At 69.2% G+C, this 19,639-nt stretch carries 18 protein-coding genes; 17 read left to right on the top strand and 1 reads right to left on the bottom strand.

All coding sequences use genetic code 11. The annotated features are described in order from the left end of the window. Positions 1-107 precede the first annotated feature (107 nt). Together ACFQGD_RS20790 and ACFQGD_RS20785 are read left to right on the top strand one after the other, a co-directional pair. Positions 108-869 carry a lysophospholipid acyltransferase family protein gene (locus tag ACFQGD_RS20790; protein ID WP_345397304.1) on the top strand — a complete coding sequence of 254 codons (762 nt, stop codon included), beginning with the start codon at positions 108-110 and terminating at the stop codon, positions 867-869. A gap of 47 nt (positions 870-916) precedes the next feature. Then, on the top strand, positions 917-1,417 hold the full coding sequence (locus ACFQGD_RS20785) for a polyadenylate-specific 3'-exoribonuclease AS (protein WP_345397301.1): 501 nt from the start codon (positions 917-919) through the stop codon (positions 1,415-1,417). 13 nt (positions 1,418-1,430) lie between these two features. Here ACFQGD_RS20785 and ACFQGD_RS20780 read toward each other — a convergent pair whose 3' ends face one another. After that, positions 1,431-2,519: a 3-deoxy-7-phosphoheptulonate synthase gene (locus ACFQGD_RS20780; RefSeq protein ID WP_345397298.1), complete on the bottom strand. Its 1,089-nt coding sequence runs from the start codon at positions 2,517-2,519 to the stop codon at positions 1,431-1,433. A 329-nt stretch (positions 2,520-2,848) separates the two neighbouring features. Between ACFQGD_RS20780 and ACFQGD_RS20775 the strand changes: the two genes are divergently transcribed. The 15 genes from ACFQGD_RS20775 (at position 2,849) to wag31 (ending at position 19,570) form a co-directional block, all read left to right on the top strand. Then, entirely contained in the window at positions 2,849-3,874 is a 1,026-nt protein-coding gene (locus ACFQGD_RS20775; protein WP_345397295.1) for a 6-phosphofructokinase, read from the top strand. 89 nt (positions 3,875-3,963) lie between these two features. Beyond that, positions 3,964-5,505, top strand: a complete 1,542-nt coding sequence (locus ACFQGD_RS20770) for a UDP-N-acetylmuramoyl-L-alanyl-D-glutamate--2,6-diaminopimelate ligase (RefSeq protein WP_345397292.1) — start codon at positions 3,964-3,966, stop codon at positions 5,503-5,505. Between the two features lie 5 nt (positions 5,506-5,510). Next, positions 5,511-7,031, top strand: coding sequence for a UDP-N-acetylmuramoyl-tripeptide--D-alanyl-D-alanine ligase (locus ACFQGD_RS20765; protein WP_390183346.1), 1,521 nt, complete (start codon positions 5,511-5,513; stop codon positions 7,029-7,031). After that, positions 7,028-8,110 (top strand): phospho-N-acetylmuramoyl-pentapeptide-transferase, encoded by a 1,083-nt coding sequence (mraY, locus tag ACFQGD_RS20760; RefSeq protein WP_390221090.1) that lies wholly within the window; start codon positions 7,028-7,030, stop codon positions 8,108-8,110. The genes ACFQGD_RS20765 and mraY overlap by 4 nt, the downstream gene beginning before the upstream one ends. After that, positions 8,111-9,496, top strand: a complete 1,386-nt coding sequence (gene murD / locus ACFQGD_RS20755; protein ID WP_345397283.1) for a UDP-N-acetylmuramoyl-L-alanine--D-glutamate ligase — start codon at positions 8,111-8,113, stop codon at positions 9,494-9,496. It abuts the gene before it with no gap. Next, positions 9,483-10,964 carry a putative lipid II flippase FtsW gene (gene ftsW / locus ACFQGD_RS20750; protein ID WP_345397280.1) on the top strand — a complete coding sequence of 494 codons (1,482 nt, stop codon included), beginning with the start codon at positions 9,483-9,485 and terminating at the stop codon, positions 10,962-10,964. Before murD ends, ftsW begins: the two co-directional genes overlap by 14 nt. A gap of 8 nt (positions 10,965-10,972) precedes the next feature. After that, entirely contained in the window at positions 10,973-12,064 is a 1,092-nt protein-coding gene (gene murG / locus ACFQGD_RS20745; protein WP_390183325.1) for an undecaprenyldiphospho-muramoylpentapeptide beta-N-acetylglucosaminyltransferase, read from the top strand. Then, the gene (gene murC, locus ACFQGD_RS20740; RefSeq protein WP_345397274.1) at positions 12,057-13,505 is read left to right on the top strand and encodes a UDP-N-acetylmuramate--L-alanine ligase; all 1,449 of its coding nucleotides are present in this window, start codon (positions 12,057-12,059) and stop codon (positions 13,503-13,505) included. Before murG ends, murC begins: the two co-directional genes overlap by 8 nt. A gap of 3 nt (positions 13,506-13,508) precedes the next feature. Beyond that, positions 13,509-14,300 carry a cell division protein FtsQ/DivIB gene (locus ACFQGD_RS20735; protein ID WP_345397271.1) on the top strand — a complete coding sequence of 264 codons (792 nt, stop codon included), beginning with the start codon at positions 13,509-13,511 and terminating at the stop codon, positions 14,298-14,300. Between the two features lie 264 nt (positions 14,301-14,564). After that, on the top strand, positions 14,565-15,899 hold the full coding sequence (gene ftsZ, locus ACFQGD_RS20730; protein ID WP_345397268.1) for a cell division protein FtsZ: 1,335 nt from the start codon (positions 14,565-14,567) through the stop codon (positions 15,897-15,899). A gap of 213 nt (positions 15,900-16,112) precedes the next feature. Beyond that, entirely contained in the window at positions 16,113-16,820 is a 708-nt protein-coding gene (gene pgeF, locus ACFQGD_RS20725) for a peptidoglycan editing factor PgeF (protein WP_345397265.1), read from the top strand. A 5-nt stretch (positions 16,821-16,825) separates the two neighbouring features. After that, positions 16,826-17,581 (top strand): YggS family pyridoxal phosphate-dependent enzyme, encoded by a 756-nt coding sequence (locus ACFQGD_RS20720; RefSeq protein WP_345397262.1) that lies wholly within the window; start codon positions 16,826-16,828, stop codon positions 17,579-17,581. A gap of 31 nt (positions 17,582-17,612) precedes the next feature. Then, on the top strand, positions 17,613-18,236 hold the full coding sequence (locus ACFQGD_RS20715; protein ID WP_345397259.1) for a cell division protein SepF: 624 nt from the start codon (positions 17,613-17,615) through the stop codon (positions 18,234-18,236). A 115-nt stretch (positions 18,237-18,351) separates the two neighbouring features. Beyond that, complete coding sequence (locus tag ACFQGD_RS20710; RefSeq protein WP_345397256.1) at positions 18,352-18,636, top strand: YggT family protein; 285 nt, start codon at positions 18,352-18,354, stop codon at positions 18,634-18,636. Positions 18,637-18,682: 46 nt separating this feature from the next. Beyond that, positions 18,683-19,570, top strand: a complete 888-nt coding sequence (gene wag31 / locus ACFQGD_RS20705; RefSeq protein WP_345397253.1) for a DivIVA-like cell division protein Wag31 — start codon at positions 18,683-18,685, stop codon at positions 19,568-19,570. The last annotated feature ends 69 nt before the right edge of the window (positions 19,571-19,639 follow it).

The raw sequence follows: 19,639 nt of genomic DNA, 5'->3' as shown, positions 1-19,639 counted from the left end.
GGTGTGAGATCGATCGCGGGGGCACCGTGGATGGCTCGCTCACATTGTGCCCGCGCCACGCGGGTTCGTACTCTGATCTCGCCGCGAAGCAAGGAAGAGGGTGTGTAGTGCTCTACTGGACCTTGAAGTACGTCCTCCTGGGTCCGCTTCTCAAGCTTTTTTGGCCGACCAAGGTCACCGGTCTCGACAACATCCCGAAGACCGGCGGGGCGATCGTGGCGAGCAACCACCTCGCCGTCGTCGACTCGTTCTTCCTTCCAACGCACGTCAAGCGCCGCATCGTGTTCCTCGCCAAGAGCGAGTACTTCACCGAGCCAGGCATCAAGGGCAAGTTCAAGAAGTGGTTCTTCTCAGGCACAGGGCAGTACCCGGTGGACCGTTCGGGCGGGTCCGCCGGGCAGGCCGCGCTGGATACCGGCGTGCGGTTGCTGCGGGAAGGCAGGCTACTCGGGGTGTACCCGGAGGGCACCCGATCGCCGGACGGCAGGCTGCACAAGGGCAAGACCGGCATCGCCCGGATGGCGCTGCAGGCGCGGGTGCCGGTCATCCCGGTCGCCATGGTCGGCACCGACAAGGTCAACCCGATCGGCTCCAAGATGTGGTGGCCGCGGCGCATCGAGATCCACATCGGCGCGCCGCTGGACTTCTCTCGCTATGACGGCCTCGCGGGCGACCGGTTCGTCGAACGCTCCATCGCCGACGAGGTGATGTACAACCTGATGGAGCTCTCCGGGCAGGAGTACGTCGACATCTACGCCGCTCGTGCCAAGGAACTCGCCGATGCGGAGCACGCGGGCACCCGGGTGGCCGTACCGATGCAAGAGCACGCGCGCGACGCCACTCGCACGCCGGAGACCGAGGCGAGCTGAGCGGCCCCCGTCCCGTGCGCGACGGTCACGCTTCGTAGGGTTGTCCAGTGAGATTCTTCTACGACACCGAGTTCATCGAGGACGGCAGGACGATCGACCTGGTGTCCATCGGCGTCGTTGACGAACGCGGCCGCGAGTTCTACGCGGTGTCCACCGAGTTCGACGCGGATCGCGCTGGCTCGTGGGTGCGCGAGCATGTGCTGCCGCAACTGCCGCCGCCAAGCGATAAGGCGTGGCGCAGCAGGGAGCGCATCAGGCAGGACCTGCTCGACTTCATCGGTAAACCGCATGGTGGGGTGCAGCTATGGGCATGGTTCGCCGCTTACGACCACGTCGCACTCGCCCAGCTCTGGGGCGCGATGCCCGCGCTGCCGCGTCAGCTGCCTCGCTTCACAAGGGACCTGCGGCAGCGCTGGGAGGACCTGGGTAAGCCTCGGTTGCCGCCGCCGCCCGCGAACGCGCATGACGCGCTCGCGGACGCGCGGCACAACCTCGCCCGGTGGCAGGCACTCGAACAGGAACGTCGCAGGCGGGGGCTGCCTGGCTGACGACAGGCCCGCCTCAGCGGCGGGCGCGCACGGCGGCGGCGAGCTGGTCCAGCAGCCCGCTGGTGGTGTCCCAGTCCATGCAGGCGTCGGTAATGCTACGGCCGTAGTCCAGCTCGTTCCGCTTGCCGAGAGTGAGGTCCTGGCGGCCCGGCGCGAGGAAGCTCTCCAGCATGATGCCGGTGATGCCGCGCTCGCCCGCCGCGATGCGCTCGGCGATCTCACCGGTGAGCTCGGCCTGCCGGACGTGGTCCTTGCCGCTGTTGCCGTGGCTGGCGTCGATGATCACCCGCTCCGGCAGACCGGCCTTGACGAGCCGGGAGAGGGTGTCGGCGACGGTGGCGGCGTCGTGGTTCGGGCCGGACGCGCTGCCGCGCAGGATCACGTGGCAATCGGCGTTGCCGGACGTCGTCAGCAGCGCGGCGAGGCCGTCGTCGTTGATACCTGGGAAGACGTGGCTGGCCGCCGCCGCGCGGGTGGCGTCCACGGCGACCTGGACGTCGCCCTCGGTGGAGTTCTTGATGCCGATCGGCATGGACAGTCCGCTGCACAGCTGCCGGTGCACCTGGCTGGCCGCGGTGCGTGCGCCGATGGAGCCCCAGCTGACGGCGTCGGCGATGAACTGCGGGGTGATCGGGTCCAGGAACTCGCACCCGACCGGGAGGCCGATCTCGGAGATGTCCAGCAGCAGCTTGCGCGCGATGCGCAGCCCCCGGTTCACGGCGAAGCTGCCGTCGAGGTCGGGGTCGTTGATCAGGCCCTTCCAGCCCAGCGTGGTACGTGGCTTCTCGAAGTACACCCGCATCACGACGTGCAGGTCGTCGCGCAGCCGCTCGGCCTGGGCGGCGAGTTTGCGCGCGTAGTCGGCGGCGGCGTCCGGATCGTGCACCGAGCATGGCCCGACGACGACGAGCAGCCGGTCGTCGTCGCCGTTCAAGACGTCAACGGTGTCGGTGCGGCCCTGGCTCACGGTCTTCGCGGCGGCAGGCGCTAGTGGCAACTCCTGGCGCAGCAGCGCGGGCGACAGTAACGGGCTGACGCCGGTGACTCGTTGATTGTGCAGCTCCAGAGCGGGCGCATCGCCTCTGCCTGCGGTGGGCGGCATGGTGTCTTCCTTTCTCCAAGCCGCCCCGGGCGTCCGAGCCGGCTTGTGGTTCCGGCTCGGGGTGAGAGGTCAGCGCATGGTTTGGCTGCCGGACCCACCCAGGGCCGGCTCGCTAAACCAGAAATAACGCCGCATGGACCACACCCTAACAGCTCCCGGTGCGCGCCACGGTCGGGATGCCGCTGTCCGCGCCGGGGTGGCTGCACCGATCCAGTTGTCGTGACTAGGCTGAACGTCGACGGTGTGAGGCCCGGCACAAGATGCGCGACGTCCGCACTGTGAGACATCACTGGCGACATCCAGTGCGACCTGGGAACTCGGAGGACTTCATGCGTGTTGGCTTGCTGACCGGTGGCGGCGACTGCCCTGGACTGAACGCCGTGATCAGGGCGGTGGTGCGTAAGGGGATCGAAGTGCACGACTGGGACCTGGTCGGCTTCCGTAACGGCTGGCAGGGTCCGATGACCGGCGACAGCAGGCCACTCGGGCTGGACGATGTCGATGACATCCTCGCGCGCGGCGGCACCATTCTCGGCTCATCGCGCACCAACCCGTACAAAGAGGACGGCGGCGCCGACAAGATCAAGAAGGTACTGGCCGAGCAGAGTGTCGACGCGCTGGTCGCGATCGGCGGGGAGGACACCCTCGGCGTGGCGAACCGGCTTACCGAGGACGGCGTGAACGTCGTCGGCGTGCCGAAGACCATCGACAATGACCTCGATGCCACCGACTACACCTTCGGTTTCGACACCGCGGTGCACATCGCCACCGAAGCGATCGACCGGCTCCGCACCACGGCCGAATCGCACCACCGCGCGCTGGTCGTCGAGGTGATGGGCAGGCACGCGGGCTGGATCGCGCTGCACTCCGGGCTCGCGGGCGGCGCGAACGTGATCCTGGTGCCGGAGCGCGAGTTCGACGTCGAGCAGGTCGTCTCGTGGGTGGAACGCCGGTTCGAGCGGATGTACGCGCCGATCATCGTGGTCGCCGAGGGCGCGGTGCCGGTCGGCGGCGCCGAGGTGCTGCACTCCGGCGAGCGGGATGCCTTCGGACACGTCCGGCTCGGCGGCGTTGGCCAGTGGCTCGCCGAGGAGATCGCCGACCGCACCGGCAAGGAGTCCCGCGCGGTCGTGCTCGGTCACACCCAGCGTGGCGGCACGCCGACCGCGTACGACCGGGTGCTGGCGACCCGCTTCGGGCTGCAAGCCGTCGACGCCGTCGCCGAGGGCGACTTCGGCACCATGGTGGCACTGCGCGGCACCGATATCGTCCGAGTGAAGCTCGCCGACGCCACCGCGAAGCTCAAGACGGTGCCGGAGGACCGCTACACCGAGGCCCAAGTCTTCTTCGGCTAGGGCGGCTAAGGCACCGCCCCATCCCGGGGCCGAGTGAGCACCGCCGCGCCGGTAACCTTCGGCGCGTGTCCATGGGAAGTGCTGGGTCGATGACAAGTTGGCGTCCGAGCAAGACGGTCCCGGTGCCGGTGACCACCCTCGTCGCGCGCGCGGATGGCCGTCTCATCCCCGCCGCTGGCGCCGACCCCATCGATGAGACCACGGTGACCGGCGCGGCGTTGCGGGCGCAACAGGTGCGGCCTGGCGACCTGTTCGCCGCGCTGCCGGGTGCCCGCGCGCACGGCGCCGACTTCGTGGACCAGGCGCTCGCCGCTGGTGCCGCGGCGGTACTCACCGACCCGGAAGGTGCTGCTCGGCCGAGGCTGACCGACGCTGAGGTGCCGTTGCTTGTCCACGACGACCCGCGCGGGGTGCTCGGTGAGATCGCGGCCTGGATCTATGGCGAGCCGTCGCTCGAGGTCGCGGTGCTCGGCATCACCGGAACGTCCGGCAAGACCACGACGGCGTACCTGGTCGAGTCCGGCCTGCGTGCCGCGGGCCGGACGACCGGGCTGATCGGCACGGTGGAGACCCGCATCGCGGGCGAGCGGCTGGCCAGCGCGTTCACCACGCCGGAGGCGCCGGACCTGCAGGCGATGTTCGCGCTGATGGCCGAGCGGGGTGTCAGCCACGTGCCAATGGAGGTCTCCAGCCACGCGCTCTCCCTCGGCCGGGTGAACGGCACCCGGTTCACCGTGGGGGCGTTCACCAACCTCTCGCAGGACCACCTCGACTTCCACCGCGACATGGAGGAGTACTTCGCGGCGAAGTCGCTGCTCTTCGACGGTCGCTCGACGACGGAGGTCGTCGTGATCGACAGCGCGTGGGGCCAGACGCTGGTGACGCCGCAGACCATTACCGTCGCGCTGGACGCGGGCACCGGAGCCGCCTGGACCGCGAGCGACCTCGGCTCGACGCCGACCGGGCAGCAGTCCTTCACGCTACACGGGCCGGACGGGCAGTCCATCCCCACGACGCTGCCACTGCCTGGCGAGTTCAACGTCGTCAACGCGCTGCTCGCCGCCGCGATCCTGGACGTGACCGGCGTCGGACCGGACGAGATCGCCGCCGGGCTGTCCTCGGTGCGGGTGCCGGGCAGGATGGAGCGTGTCGACGAGGGGCAGCGGTTCACCGCGGTCGTCGACTACGCGCACAAACCCGCCGCCGTGGCGCTCGCGCTGGACGCGCTGCGTGGGCAGACCGAGGGCAAGGTCATCACCGTGCTCGGTTGTGGTGGCGACCGCGACGTCGGTAAACGCCCCCTGATGGGCGAGGCGGCCGTCCGCCGCAGTGACGTGCTGATCATCACTGACGACAACCCCCGCAGCGAGGATCCCGCCGAGATCAGGGCGGCGGTGCTGTCCGGAGCGAAAGCGGTCGCGCCGAACCTCGGTGGTGAGGTCGTCGAGATCGGGGACCGCGGGGAAGCCATAAGGCACGCCGTCTCGCTCGCCGCGCCGGGTGATGCCGTGCTCATCGCGGGCAAGGGCCACGAGACCGGCCAGGAGGTCGCCGGGGTGGTGCACCCGTTCTCTGACCGTGACGAACTGGCCGCCGCGCTGCGCGCCGCGGTGGAAGGGGCGCGGCTGTGATCAGCATGAGCCTGGCGCGGCTCGCCGAGATCGTCGGCGGCACGCTGCACAACAGCGACGGCACCGAGACCATCACAGCGGGCGTCGAGTTCGACTCCCGCGAGCTCGCGCCGGGCGGCCTGTTCGTCGCGCTGCCTGGCGAGCGGGTTGACGGGCACGACTTCGCGGCGGGAGCGATGGCCTCCGGCGCGGCCGGGGTGCTGGCCGCGCGCCCGGTCGACGCGCCCGCCGTGCTGGTGCCACCGTTGCCGCCGGGTGCGGCTAACGCGGGATCCGTCGCGCTCGCGGGTGACACCGACGGCTCAGGAGCCGCCGTGCTCGCCGCGCTGGCCACGCTCGCCAGGTACGTGGTCGCTGAGCTGGCCGAGTCCGGACTCCACGTCGTCGGCGTGACCGGTTCCTCAGGCAAGACGTCCACCAAGGACATCATCGCGCAGCTCCTTGAGCCGATGGGTCCGACCGTGGCCCCGCCAGGCTCGTTCAACAACGAGCTGGGCCACCCGTGGACGGCGCTGCTGGCCGACGCCGAGACCCGGCACTTGGTGCTGGAGCTGTCCGCGCGCGGGCCGGGCCACATCGCCGAGCTGGCGCGGATCGCGCCGCCCAGCGTGGGAGTCGTACTCAACGTCGGCAGCGCCCACGTCGGGGAGTTCGGCTCCAAGGAGGGCATCGCCGCCACCAAGGGCGAGCTGGTCGAAGCGTTGCCGCACGCCGACAAGGGCGGGATCGCCGTGCTCAATGCCGACGACCCGCTGGTCGCCGCGATGGCCGAGCGGACGACCGCGAAGGTCGTGCCGGTCGGGGAGTCGCCCGGGGCCGACGTGCGCGCGGTCGACGTCCGGCTGGACGAGCTGGCGCGGGCATCGTTCCGGCTGGTCAGCGCCCACGGCGAGACCGAGGTGGCGCTCGGGCTGCACGGCGAACACCACGTCGGCAACGCGCTCGCGGCGGCGGCCGTCGCTCTAGAACTGGGCGCGTCCATCGAGGATGTCGGGGCGCGGCTGTCCGCCGTCGAACGCCGCTCCGAACGCCGGATGCACGTCACTACCCGCGACGACGGGCTGGTCGTCCTCAACGACTCCTACAACGCCAACCCGGAGTCCATGCGCGCGGCGCTGAAAGCGCTCGCGTCGGTGAGCAGGGATCGGCGATCCTGGGCGGTGCTTGGCGAGATGGCCGAGTTGGGCGATGAGGCCGTCGCCGCGCACGACGAGATCGGCAGGCTCGCGGTGCGGCTCAACATCAACCGGCTCATCGTGGTCGGCGAGCGGGCGGCCGCGATGCACCACGGCGCGTGCCACGAGGGTTCGTGGGGTGACGAGTCGATGCTCGTCGCTGACGCCGATGAGGCTATCGCAGTGCTCACAGCGGAGGTGGGGCCCGATGACGCTGTTTTGGTGAAGGCGTCTAAGGTGGCCGAGCTTTGGCGAGTCGCCGACGCACTGCTCGGGGCGGAGCAAGCCGCGGCTGGGCAGGACATCGCCGACACGGTCAACTCGCAGAAACAGGATGGTGGTATCGCGTGATCAGCATTCTGATCGCCGCTTCGGTTGGTCTGCTCGTCTCGATATTGCTCACGCCATACCTCATCCGGGTGTTCGCCAAGCAGGGCTTCGGTCAGGAGATCAGGGAGGAAGGCCCGCAGGGGCACCGCTCCAAACGCGGTACGCCCACCATGGGTGGCGTGGCGATCATCGTGGCGATGGTCGTCGGGTACTTCACCGCCCATCTGCTGCGGTTCGCGCTCGCTGACGGCGGGGTTCCCTCGGCGTCCGGCCTCGTGGTGCTGTACCTCGCGGTCGGCCTCGGCGTGGTCGGGTTCCTCGATGACTTCATCAAGATCCGCAAACAGCGCAACCTCGGGCTGAACAAGACGTCCAAGCTGGTCGGTCAGCTCGTCATCGCGGTCAGCTTCGCGATCCTGGCGATCAACTTCGCCGACGATAACGGGCTCACGCCAGCGTCGCTGCAACTGTCCTACGTGCGCGACCTCGCCCTGATCACCTTTCCGGTGCCGGTCTTCATCATCTTCTGCTACCTGCTGATCTCGGCGTGGTCAAACGCGGTGAACTTCACCGACGGCCTCGACGGGCTCGCGGGCGGCGCGTCGGCGATGGTGCTCGGCACCTACGTGGTGATCTCATTCTGGCAGGCCAGGCTCTCGTGCACGCCCGTTCCGCAGGACGCCTGCTATCACGTGCGAGACCCGCTCGATCTCGCTGTCGTCGCCGCCGCCGCGACTGGTGCCTGCATCGGCTTCCTGTGGTGGAACGCCGCCCCCGCGAAGATCTTCATGGGCGACACCGGCTCGCTCGCCCTCGGTGGTCTGGTCGCCGGACTGTCGGTGACGACCCGTACCGAGCTGCTCGCCATCGTCATCGGTGGGCTGTTCGTGGTGGAGATGGTCTCGGTGGTCATCCAGATCGCGGTGTTCCGCACGACCCGGCGCAGGCTGTTCCGGATGGCGCCGTTCCACCACCACTTCGAGTTGGCTGGCTGGGCGGAGACCACCGTGATCATCCGGTTCTGGTTGCTCGCCGGGATCTGCTGCATGTTCGGGCTCGGGCTGTTCTACAGCGAGCAGCTCTCTGTCGTGGGAGGCTAGGTGGACCTGCGCGGTCATGCGGTGCTCGTCGCGGGGGCTGGCGTGACGGGACGCTCCGTGGTCACCACACTCTGCGATGCGGGTGCTCGGGTCACCGTCACCGACGCCAACGCCGAACGTCTCGCCGCGCTTGCCGACACCCCGGCGCGGACAGAGCTGGGCCTCACCAGACCACCTGACGGCACCGACCTCGTGGTGACCAGCCCTGGCTGGCGCCCCGACTCGCCGCTGCTCGCCGCGGCGGCCGCCGAGGGCATCGATGTGATCGGTGACGTCGAGCTGGCCTGGCGTATCGGGAGCGAACGAAAGCCTCCGCCGGTGTGGCTCGCGGTTACCGGCACCAACGGCAAAACCACCACCGTTGGGATGCTCGCCGCGATGCTGCGCGCGTCAGGGACCAACGCCGTCGCGTGTGGCAACGTCGGCTTCGCCGTGCTCGACGCCGTCCTCGCTGGTTACGAGGTTCTCGCGGTGGAACTGTCCAGCTTCCAGTTGCACTGGTCGCGCAGCCTCGCGCCCCGCGCGTCGGTGGTGCTCAACGTCGCCGAGGATCATCTCGACTGGCACGGCGACCTCGATGCCTACGCCGCCGCCAAGGGCACGCTGCACGCCGCGACCCAGGTCGCGGTCGCCAACGCCGATGACGCGATCTCGACACGACTGGTCGCGGACCACGCCGACCCCGACGCGCGGTGGGTCGGCTTCACGCTCGGCAAGCCGAAACCCGGCCAGCTTGGCATCGTCGACGGCAGCCTGGTCGATGCCGCGTACTCCGACGAGCCCGTCGTGCTCGCCGACGTCGCCGACGTCCGGCCAGAGGGTGACCACAACGTCGCCAACGCGCTCGCCGCCGCCGCGCTAGCCCGCGCATACGGCATCGCACCGGATGCCATCCGCGACGGGCTACGCGCCTTCACTCCGGGGGAGCACCGCGCCGCCGAGGTAGCCACCGTCGCCGGGGTGCGCTACATCAACGACTCCAAAGCGACCAATCCACACGCGGCGTCCGGCTCGCTGCTGTCCTATGAGCACGTGGTCTGGATCGCGGGTGGCCAGCTCAAGGGCGCCGAGGTGGACTCGCTTGTCGCCGCTGCCGCCGAGCGGCTGCGCGGGGTCGTTCTGCTGGGGGCCGACGCGGATGTGATCGCCGACGCGGTTTCCCGACACGCGCCGGATGTCCCCATGACCGCGCTCGATTCGGGTGACGATGACCCCATGGTTGCGGCGGTGAGCGCGGCGAGCGCATGGGCACGACCGGGTGACGTCGTGCTGCTCGCCCCTGCCGCTGCTTCGCTGGACATGTTCCGCGACTACGCCCACCGTGGTGAGGCGTTCGCCGCCGCGGTGCGTGCCCTTGCGGGGGAGTCGGCAGATGGCAGCGGTTGATCAGGTCGACAAAGCAGGCGGACGCGCGACGGGACGGACGGCACCCGACTCCCTGGGCTCGAAGCGAGATACGTCGCGGCGGGGCGGCAACAAGAACGGCTTCACCGCACGGCTTACCGCGCTTCGCACCGCGCTGACCGCGTGGCTGTCCCGGCCGCTCGCGTCGTTCCACCTCGTGCTGGCGCTGTGCGGCATGCTTTCCGTGATCGGCACGGTGATGGTGCTGTCGGCGTCCTCGGTCGAGTCGACCTACCTCACCGAGGGCGCGACGGCATACTCGCTTTTCAAGAAACACATCGTGTTTCTGATGATCGGCATGGTGGTGTTCTGGGTCGCGTTGCGGCTGCCGCTGCGCGTGATCAGGGGCTCGTCGAGCACCTTGCTGTTCGTGGCGCTAGCGCTGCTTGTGACCGTGCTGACCCCGCTTGGCGCCGTCGTGAACGGCTCGCAGGGTTGGATCGTCGTCAGCGGCTTCTCCTTGCAACCGGTCGAGGTCGCCAAGGTGGCGCTCGCGCTATGGGGAGCGCACATCCTCGTGCTCAAGGCCAGGCTCGCGCACTTGTGGCGGCATGTGCTCGTGCCGTTGGTGCCCGTGGCGCTGGTGATGTTCGCGCTGCTGATGGCCCAGCCCGACCTCGGCGGCACGGTCAGTCTCGGCGTCGTACTCGTGGCGCTGCTGTGGTTCGGCGGCGCGCCGCGCGGACTGTTCGCCGCCGTGATCGCGGGCGGCCTCGCCGGGGTGATCGGGCTGGCGCTGATCGCGGACTACCGGCTCGCCAGGGTGATGTCGTTCCTGTCATCGAACTCCGACCCGAGCGACGATGGCTACCAAGCGCAGCAAGCGCAGTACGCGTTGGCCGACGGTGGCCTGTTCGGCAGGGGACTCGGCCAGGGCGGCTCGAAGTGGCACTACCTGCCCAACGTGCACCACGACTTCATCTTCGCGCTGATCGGAGAGGAGCTCGGCTTCCTCGGCTGCACCGTCGTGATCGGGTTGTTCGCCGGCGTCGCTGTCGTCGGTTTGCGCATCGCTACCCGCAACATCGACCCGTGGATCAGGATCGTCGCGGGCACCCTGACGGTATGGCTGGTGTCGCAGGCGGCCATCAACATCGGCTACGTCGCCGGGTTGCTCCCCGTCACCGGGGTCACGCTACCGTTGATTTCGTACGGCGGTACCTCGTTGGTGGTCACGTTGGGGCAGTTCGGCATCCTGGCGAACTGCGCGCGGCATGAACCGGAGGCGGTCGCCGCGTTGCGGACCCAGGGACCAGGCAAGTTCGGCACGATCCTGCGGCTGCGCCCGCCGGAGCCGTACCGGCCCCGGTCGAAACCGGCGGGTAGCAGGCAGCAGCCGAGACGCGGCAGGCCACCGGCGCGTAACGCGGCGGCGACCCGGAGCCGCACCCAGGCGCGCCAGGGCAGGGCCGTGCGGGGTACGCAGCCACGACGTGGAGGACGAAGGTGAGCGACTCGGTGACCGTCACGGAACCGACGGTTGTCCTCGCCGGTGGCGGGACGGCGGGACACATCGAGCCCGCGCTCGCGCTGGCGGACGCGGTGCTGCGGCTGCGGCCGCGGGCGCGGGTGGTCGCACTCGGCACCGAGCGCGGCCTCGAAAGCAAGCTGGTACCCGCGCGCGGGTACGAACTGGAGCTTGTGCCGCCGGTGCCGTTGCCGCGCAAGCTCACCCCCGAGTTGCTGCGGATGCCAGGCAAGGTCCGCGAGTCGGTGAAGCGCACTCGCGAGGTGCTTGACCGGGTGGGTGCGGACGTCGTCGTCGGTTTCGGTGGCTACGTGTCGCTGTCGGCGTACCTCGCCGCGCGCGGCAGGGTGCCGATCTTCGTGCACGAGGCGAATCGGCACGCGGGATTGGCGAACAAGGTCGGTGCCCGGTTCGCCGAGCGGGTCTTCGGCGCCGCGGACGGCACTCCGCTGCCGAGGGCGGAGACGATCGGCATTCCACTGCGGCGCAGCATCACCGCCCTTGACAGGGAGGCGCTCCGCGAGGAGGCCCGTGCCGAGTTCGAGCTCGACCCCGACGCGCCGACGCTGCTGGTTTTCGGTGGTTCTCAGGGGGCGCGCTCACTCAACGACGCCGTGTCGGGAGCGGCGCGAGAACTCGCGGAGGCGGGTATCGGGGTGCTGCACGCGCACGGGCCGAAGAACACTCTCGCGGTGCGGGAATTCCCCGGTGCGCCCGCCTATGTGCCGGTGCCGTATCTGGACCGGATGGACCTGGCCTACGCCGCCGCCGACGCCGTGCTGTGCCGGTCCGGCGCGATGACGGTGGCCGAGGTGTCCGCGGTCGGGCTGCCCGCGGTATTCGTGCCGCTGCCGCACGGCAACGGCGAGCAGGCGCTCAATGCCGAGCCCGCTGTGAAGGCCGGGGCCGCCATCATGGTCGACGACGCGCGATTGACGCCAGAATGGGTCGTCGAACACGTCATCCCGCTGGTGTCCGATAAGTCGCGGTTGGCGACAATGGGTGCCGCTGCGGTTGGTCTCGGGCACCGGGAGGCCGACGAAGTGCTCGCCAAGATCGTGCTGGAGGCTTGCGGTGGCTGAGAACGGCGTTCCGGATGTGCTGCGCCGCGCGCATCTGATCGGCATCGGCGGCGCTGGAATGAGCGGCATCGCCCGCATCCTGCTCGCGCGCGGCGGCGTGGTGTCCGGCTCGGACGCCAAAGACTCCCGCAGCTTTCTCACATTGCGTGCCCAGGGTGCGGAGATCGCCGTCGGGCAGCGCGCGGAGAACATCGACGCGCTGGCCGAGCCGCCGTCGTCGGTGATCGTGTCGACCGCGATCCGTGACACCAACCCCGAACTGGCCCGCGCCCGCGAGCGCGGCATTCCTGTGCTGCACCGCGCCGAGGCGCTGGCCGAGCTGATGATCGGCGACACCGTCGCGTGTATCGCGGGCACCCACGGCAAGACGTCAACGACATCGATGCTGACGGTGGCGCTGCAGCACTGCCGACTCGACCCGTCGTTCGCCATCGGTGGCGATCTCAACGAGTCCGGCGCGAACGCGCACCACGGCACGGGGCGGATGTTCGTCGCGGAAGCGGACGAGAGTGACGGGTCGTTCCTCGCGTTCGAGCCGACCGTCGCGGTGATCACCAACATCGAACCGGATCACCTCGACCACCACGGCACCGCCGATGCCTACTCCTCGGTGTTCGTCGAGTTCGTCAGGCGCATCGCACCCGGCGGCGTGCTGATCGTCTGCGCCGACGACGCGGCGGCCAACGACCTAGCCACCCGCGCCGCCGCTGACGGGCTGCTCGCCGACGGTGTGCGGGTACGCCGCTACGGCCGCACCGCCACCGGTGACGACGACGTGCGGGTGCTGGACTACCGGCCGCTGCCTGACGACGGCGGTGTGGTGCGAGTCTCGCTGCGCGGCACCGAAACCGACGTCCAGGTCGCTGTGCCCGGCGAGCACATGGCGTTCAACGCGATCGCCGCCCTGCTCGCGGGTGAGGAGCTAGGCGCACCCGCCGAGTGCCTCGCCGAGGGCGTCGCGGCGTTCGGCGGGGTGCGCAGGCGTTTCGAGTTCAAGGGCCGCTCCGGCGAGGTGCGGGTCTACGACGACTACGCCCACCATCCGACGGAGGTCGCCGCTCAGTTACGGGCGGTGCGGCACTCGGCGGGCGACGGCAGGGTCGTCGTGGTGTTCCAGCCGCATCTGTACTCGCGCACCAAGGCGTTCGCCGCCGAGTTCGCCAACGCCCTTGGGTTGGCTGACGAGGTGGTTGTGCTCGACGTCTTCGGCGCGCGCGAGGAACCGGAACCTGGCGTTTCCGGTGCGCTGATCGCGGACCGGATCACCGGCGCGAAGTGCCACTACGAGCCCGCGTTCGACCGAGCGGCCACCCTCGCGGCGGACATCGCGCGACCCGGCGACCTGCTGGTGACCATGGGGGCGGGTGATGTCACGCAGCTGGGCCCGGAGATCATCAGGGAGCTCGACGGCAGAGGCGGCGCGGCGGCCCCGGGGGAGTAGCGGGTGACCCCGGCACGACAGAAACGGCGGGCAGGGCAGGCATCGCGTGGTGCGCGCGACCGGCGGTCGGTGCGGGGCAGGCGACCGGGCGACGCCCGCTCGGCGACCGCGAACCTGCCGAGCAGGCGTAAGGCACTACGCAGGCGGTTGGTCGCCGTCGCGACGGTCGCGGCGCTCATCGGGCTCGGCTACGTGCTGTTGTTCACCCCGCTCATCGGTGTGAAGACCGTCGAGGTCACCGGGATCGAGCGGATCGACCGTGCGGACGTCGTCACGTTGGCCGACATTCCGATGCGACGCTCGCTCCTGCGGATCGACACCGATGCCGCCGAGCGTGCGGTAGCTACGTTGCCGCAGGTGGAGAACGTGTCTGTAGTGCGATCGCTGCCGTCGACCGTGCGCATCGAGGTCACCGAACGTACCCCGATCGCGTACTTCGCGGCCTACGACGGCATCCGGCTCGTCGATCGAATGGGTGTGCCGTTCCATCGGGTGAAGAAACCACCGAAGAAGCTGCCCGAGCTTCGAGTGAACACGGTTGCCACCGACGACCCCGCCACGAGGGCGGCGACGGCGGTGTTGACCGGAATCCCTGACCAGCTCGCCAACCGGGTGGCCACGGTGACGGCGGACAGCCCGGTGAACGTGGAACTACGGTTGCGTGGCGGCAAGATCGTTCAGTGGGGCGATGCCCAGCGCATCGGACGCAAGTCCCGCGTACTGGCCGCGCTGCTCACCCGGCCAGGCAAGGTGTATGACGTGTCGAGCCCGGAGCTACCCACGGTGTCGGACTAGCCTGCGTTTCGGGCCCGGTGGTCGCCTTCCTGGTGCCCCCAGCTGGTGATCTTGGTGGGGTGGTTGTCACAAACCCCACGACACGCGGCGTGGCTGCTGGATTCGGCGCGACGTGGTGCTTACCGTCCAGAGGCAAGGCGGAAGTTGACATAACTCTAACCCTCATGTAGAGGTTTAGGGTTTTCGGGGAGGCAATCACCCGATGTGGGCAACTTTTGCCGGTGCCACACCTTGCAGTAGCTCACGACCAGGAAGGCGGACCCGATGACGCCCCCGCACAACTACCTCGCGGTGATCAAGGTCGTCGGAATCGGCGGCGGCGGCGTGAACGCCGTGAACCGCATGATCGAGGTCGGCCTCAAGGGCGTCGAGTTCATCGCGGTGAACACCGACGCGCAGGCCCTGCTGATGTCCGACGCCGACGTCAAGCTGGACATCGGTAGGGAGCTCACGCGCGGTCTCGGCGCCGGAGCGGCGCCGGACGTCGGGGAGAAGGCCGCCGAGGACCATCGCGAGGAAATTGAGGAGGTCCTCAAGGGCGCCGACATGGTGTTCGTGACCGCTGGTGAGGGTGGTGGTACCGGCACCGGTGGTGCGCCCGTCGTCGCGCAGATCGCCCGCAAGCTCGGCGCGCTGACCATCGGCGTCGTGACGCGACCGTTCTCGTTCGAAGGCAAGCGCAGGGGCAAGCAGGCAGAGGACGGCATTCAGCAGCTGCGCAACGAGTGCGACACGCTGATTGTCATCCCGAACGACCGGCTGCTGCAGCTTGGTGACATCGGCGTCTCGCTGATGGACGCCTTCCGCTCGGCTGACGAGGTGCTGCTTTCCGGTGTGCAGGGCATCACCGACCTCATCACGACACCCGGCCTGATCAATCTGGACTTCGCCGACGTCAAAAGCGTGATGTCCGGGGCGGGCAGCGCGCTGATGGGAATCGGCTCGTCGCGGGGTGAGGGCAGGGCGGTGCAGGCCGCCGAGAAAGCCATCAACTCGCCGCTGCTGGAAGCCTCCATGGACGGTGCGCACGGCGCCCTGCTGTCCATCGCGGGCGGCTCCGACCTCGGGCTGTTCGAGATCAACGAGGCGGCGTCGCTGGTGCAGGAGGCCGCCCACCCCGAGGCGAACATCATCTTCGGCACCATCATCGACGACTCACTCGGCGACGAGGTGCGCGTGACGGTGATAGCGGCTGGGTTCGACGCGGGCGCGCCCACCCACAAGAAGCTCGACCCGCCGACGGTCGGCTCGCGCGAGTCGACGGCATCGGCCGAGGCGGGCTCCATCGGCGGTAACGGCGTGGCTGGCGGGCACGAGGAGAACCGGTCGAGTGGCCAGCAGGCCAGTCAGCAGCCGTCGAACCCGACGCCTGGTGTGCCTCGGCGGGAGCAGCCGCTGCCGCCGCAGGGCGCCGGCGGCGCGCAGGGTGGCGGCCCTGCTGGTGGCGCGGGTGACTACTCCCGCGGTGCCCCGCCGCAGTCGAACCGGGGCGGCGGCATGGGCGCACCGCCCAACCGAGGCAGCTTGCCGAACCGCGCCGTGCCGGTCGACGACACCGATGACGACGAGGTCGACGTCCCCCCATTCATGCGCCGCTGAGCGCTCCCCGCGCACACGGCCCGGAATCCTGCCGCTCCCGACCGCGGCGCCCGGGCCGTGTGTGGCGTTCGTGGCCGTCGTGTGATGCCAACAGACTCCCGTCGGCGGCGCGCCCGCTGTGTGCGAGGCTAGAACGGGTGCCGGTGTGGACGGTCGCCATCGCGACCGGGCGACAAATGGGCGACAACGGGCGACGACAGGAGGACAGGCAGGGTGCGGATTCGTCGGGTGGTCACCACGCGGGCTGGCGGCCAATCACGCCCCCCGTACGACTCGTTCAATCTCGGTGACCATGTTGGCGACGACGCGGCGGCCGTCGCGGCCAACCGTGCCCGGCTGGCCAGCGAGCTCGGAGTCGACGAGTCGCGGTTCGTGTGGATGGAGCAGGTCCACGGCCGCACCGTCGGCGTCGTTGACGAGCCCGCCACGGAGCCGGTGGAGGCCACCGACGCGCTGGTGACCGCCACGCCGGGGCTCGCGCTCACCGTGCTGGTCGCCGACTGTGTCCCGGTGCTGCTGGGCGATCCAGACGCCGGGGTTGTGGCCGCCGTGCACGCGGGCAGGGTCGGCTGCCGCGTCGGTGTTGTGCCAGCCGCCGTGAAAGCCATGATCGAACTCGGTGCGGAGCCAGCCAGGACGGAGGCGCTGCTGGGGCCTGCCATCTGTGGCGAGTGCTATGAGGTGCCGCCCGAGATGGCCGCGGACGTCGCCACTCATCTGCCAGGCAGCGCGACCAAGACGCGGTCCGGCACCAGCGGTATCGATCTGCGGGCCGGGCTCTGGGAGCAACTCGCCGATCTCGGCATCGGCAAGATCGGCGTCGACCCTCGGTGCACCGTGGAGGACGACTCGCTGTTCAGCTACCGGCGTGACGGCACGACCGGCAGAATCGCCGCCGTGACATGGACCGAATCGGAATGACGGGCATGGTTGACACGACTGACACGACCAGCGCCGAACGCCTCGACCAGCTCCGGGAATCATTGAATGCCGTCCAGGCGCGTATCGCTGACGCTTGCGTCGCGGCGGGTCGCGAGCCCGACGAGGTGCGTCTGCTCGCCGTCACCAAGACTTTTCCCGCGACCGACGTCGCCGCGCTGATCGACCTCGGGCTGCGCGACTTCGCCGAGAACAAGGACCAGGAGGGCGGAGCCAAGGCCGCCGAAGTGGCTCGGCTTCGTCCTGATGCCGACGTGCGCTGGTACATGGTTGGCAGGTTGCAGCGCAACAAGGCGCGCACGGTGGTCCGCTGGGCCGATGAGGTGCAGTCCGTCGATTCGGCCCGGCTCGCGGACGCTCTCGGGCGCGCGGTGGCGAACCGGATGGAGCGAGGGGAGCGCGCCGGGCCGCTCGACGTTCAGGTGCAGGTCAGCATGGACGCCGACCCGGCGCGTGGCGGCTGCCCCGTCGAGGAGGTGCCTGATCTGGTCAGCCACATAGTCCAAATGAGTGAACTCAGGCTCACGGGACTGATGACGGTCGCGCCGATCGGAGCCGATCAGGACGCCACGTTCGCTCGGCTGGAGCGATTGTTTCAGCAGGTCCAGCGGGATTATCCGGCGGTGGTCGAACTGTCAGCGGGCATGAGCGGCGACCTGGAACGTGCCGTCGCGCACGGCTCCACCTGTGTGCGTGTCGGTACTGCGTTGCTGGGGGGTCGAAGGCTAGCCTCGCGGGAGTGATGACGGGACATGCCGGGAGTGAGGGAGAGGCATGAGCGCGCTGGAGAAGCTGAAGGCCTACTTCGGGATGGTCCCGGCTGACGAGGGGATCGACGATATCCACGACGGGTACGACTACCCGCACGGGGATCGATACGGTCGTGGCTACCACGACGAGTACGACTATCCCGAGCGCCCGGTCAGCCGCGCCGCGCTCCGGCGTGCCTCCTACCGTATCGGTGACGATGTCGACGATGACGCCTACCCCGTGCGAGGGCGGGGCAGGAACCGGTCGGAGCCCGCGGTGTCCGGCGCGCTGGCGATGGATCGCCAGCCGGAGCCGGTCCGACAGTTGCGGCCTGTCGCGGAGTCCCAGCCGACCGTTGGGCGAGATCCGCTCAGCCGGATCGTCACGCTGCACCCGACTGGGTACAGTGAGGCGCGTGATATCGGCGAGGCCTTCCGTGATGGCAACCCGGTGATCATGAACCTTACCGAGATGGACAACGCGGATGCGAAGCGGCTCGTCGACTTCGCCGCCGGGCTCGCCTTCGCGTTGCGCGGTGCGATGGACAAGGTGACCAACAAGGTGTTCCTGCTCTCACCGCCGGACATCGACGTCACGGCGGAGGACCGCAGGCGGATCGCCGAGGATGGCATGTTCCTTCGCCGCTGATCGTCTTGAGCAGCGCGCGGCAAGCGGGACGGCAGGACCAGACGTGAGGAAACGGAGCATGGGTACACCATGAGCGGCCTGCGCCCTGAGTCGAGCACTATGGCAGAGTGGACCCGTGGATGCTGTCCGGATCGTTGTGTACTGGGTGCTGTTCGCCCTGTGGCTGTTCATCTTGGCAAGGCTGGTGGTCGAACTGGTGCGATCTTTCTCGCGCGAGTGGCGTCCCGCAGGCGGGGTTGCGGTGACGCTGGAGACCATCTACACAGTGACCGACCCACCTGTTCGGTTGTTCCGTCGGATCATCCCGACGGTGCGAATCGGCAATGTGGGACTGGACCTATCGATTATGGTGCTGCTGTTGGTTGTGTTCATAATGATGCAACTGGCATATCCCGGGTGATGAGAGCCTGGGTACCCTGCAGGCCTGGAGTGCGTGAGGTGATCAGATGTCCTTGACCCCCGCTGACGTGCACAACGTCGCGTTCAGCAAGCCACCGATAGGCAAACGGGGCTACAACGAGGACGAGGTGGACGCCTTCCTCGACTTGGTGGAGACCGAGCTTGCCCGCCTGATCGAGGAGAACAACGAGCTGCGGCAGCAGGTCGAGCAGCTTGACGCCGAGCTGGAGGCGGCGCGCAGCGACGCGCAGTCCTCCTCCGCTCCCGCGCCGAGCGCTCCGCCCGCACCGCCCGCGCGGCACGAGGAGCCGCCTCGGCGGCTGGCGTCGGTGCCGAACCCACAGACAGCGCTTGAGCAGACGCAGGCGCACGCCGCCGCACTGGCCGGGCACGCCGCTGGTGAATCCGGTGAGCCGAACGTGCAGGCAGCCAAGGTGCTCGGTCTCGCGCAGGAGATGGCCGACCGGCTGACCGGCGAGGCCAAGGCCGAGTCCGACGGCATGCTGTCCGAGGCGCGAGCCAAGTCCGAGCAGTTGCTCTCCGAGGCGCGCTCGAAGGCGGACGCGATGGTCAACGAGGCGCGCACCAGAGCGGAGACCATGCTCAACGACGCGCGGACCCGCGCGGAGACGATCGAGCGGCAGTCGCGTGACAAGGCGACGTCGATGGAGCGCGAGGCACAGCGCAAGTACACCGAGTCCATGAACAACCTCAACGCTGAGAAGGACGCTCTCAGCAAGAAGATCGACGAGCTACGCACGATCGAGCGGGAGTACCGCACCCGGTTGCGTGGTTTCCTCGAGTCGCAACTCCGCGAGCTTGACGACCGAGGTTCCGCCGCGCCCGCGTCGGCGGCGGCGTCCGGTGGCGGCGAGAACGGTCCCGCTGGCGGTAACCAAGGCTTTTCGTTCGGCCCGCGCGCGGAGGCGGGCTGACGCGACGCACTGACCCTCACGCCGGTTCCGGTCTCCCGTATCGGGGGACCGGAACCAGGCTTGTCACCA

It is taken from the genome of Haloechinothrix salitolerans (genome assembly GCF_042662605.1).
In the GTDB taxonomy this organism is placed as follows: domain Bacteria; phylum Actinomycetota; class Actinomycetes; order Mycobacteriales; family Pseudonocardiaceae; genus Haloechinothrix_A; species Haloechinothrix_A salitolerans.
The sequence above is the reverse complement of the archived record's forward strand: the minus strand, read 5'-3'. Positions and strand labels throughout refer to the sequence as shown.

Coding starts and splice junctions, on each gene's coding strand:
- ACFQGD_RS20775 (WP_345397295.1), top strand. CDS start 2,849: ATGCGTGTTGGCTTGCTGACCGGTGGCGGCGACTGCCCTGGACTGAAC.
- ACFQGD_RS20715 (WP_345397259.1), top strand. CDS start 17,613: ATGAGCGCGCTGGAGAAGCTGAAGGCCTACTTCGGGATGGTCCCGGCT.
- ACFQGD_RS20780 (WP_345397298.1), bottom strand. CDS start 2,519: ATGCCGCCCACCGCAGGCAGAGGCGATGCGCCCGCTCTGGAGCTGCAC.
- ftsZ (WP_345397268.1), top strand. CDS start 14,565: ATGACGCCCCCGCACAACTACCTCGCGGTGATCAAGGTCGTCGGAATC.
- ACFQGD_RS20720 (WP_345397262.1), top strand. CDS start 16,826: ATGGTTGACACGACTGACACGACCAGCGCCGAACGCCTCGACCAGCTC.
- ftsW (WP_345397280.1), top strand. CDS start 9,483: ATGGCAGCGGTTGATCAGGTCGACAAAGCAGGCGGACGCGCGACGGGA.
- wag31 (WP_345397253.1), top strand. CDS start 18,683: ATGTCCTTGACCCCCGCTGACGTGCACAACGTCGCGTTCAGCAAGCCA.
- ACFQGD_RS20765 (WP_390183346.1), top strand. CDS start 5,511: ATGAGCCTGGCGCGGCTCGCCGAGATCGTCGGCGGCACGCTGCACAAC.
- ACFQGD_RS20770 (WP_345397292.1), top strand. CDS start 3,964: ATGACAAGTTGGCGTCCGAGCAAGACGGTCCCGGTGCCGGTGACCACC.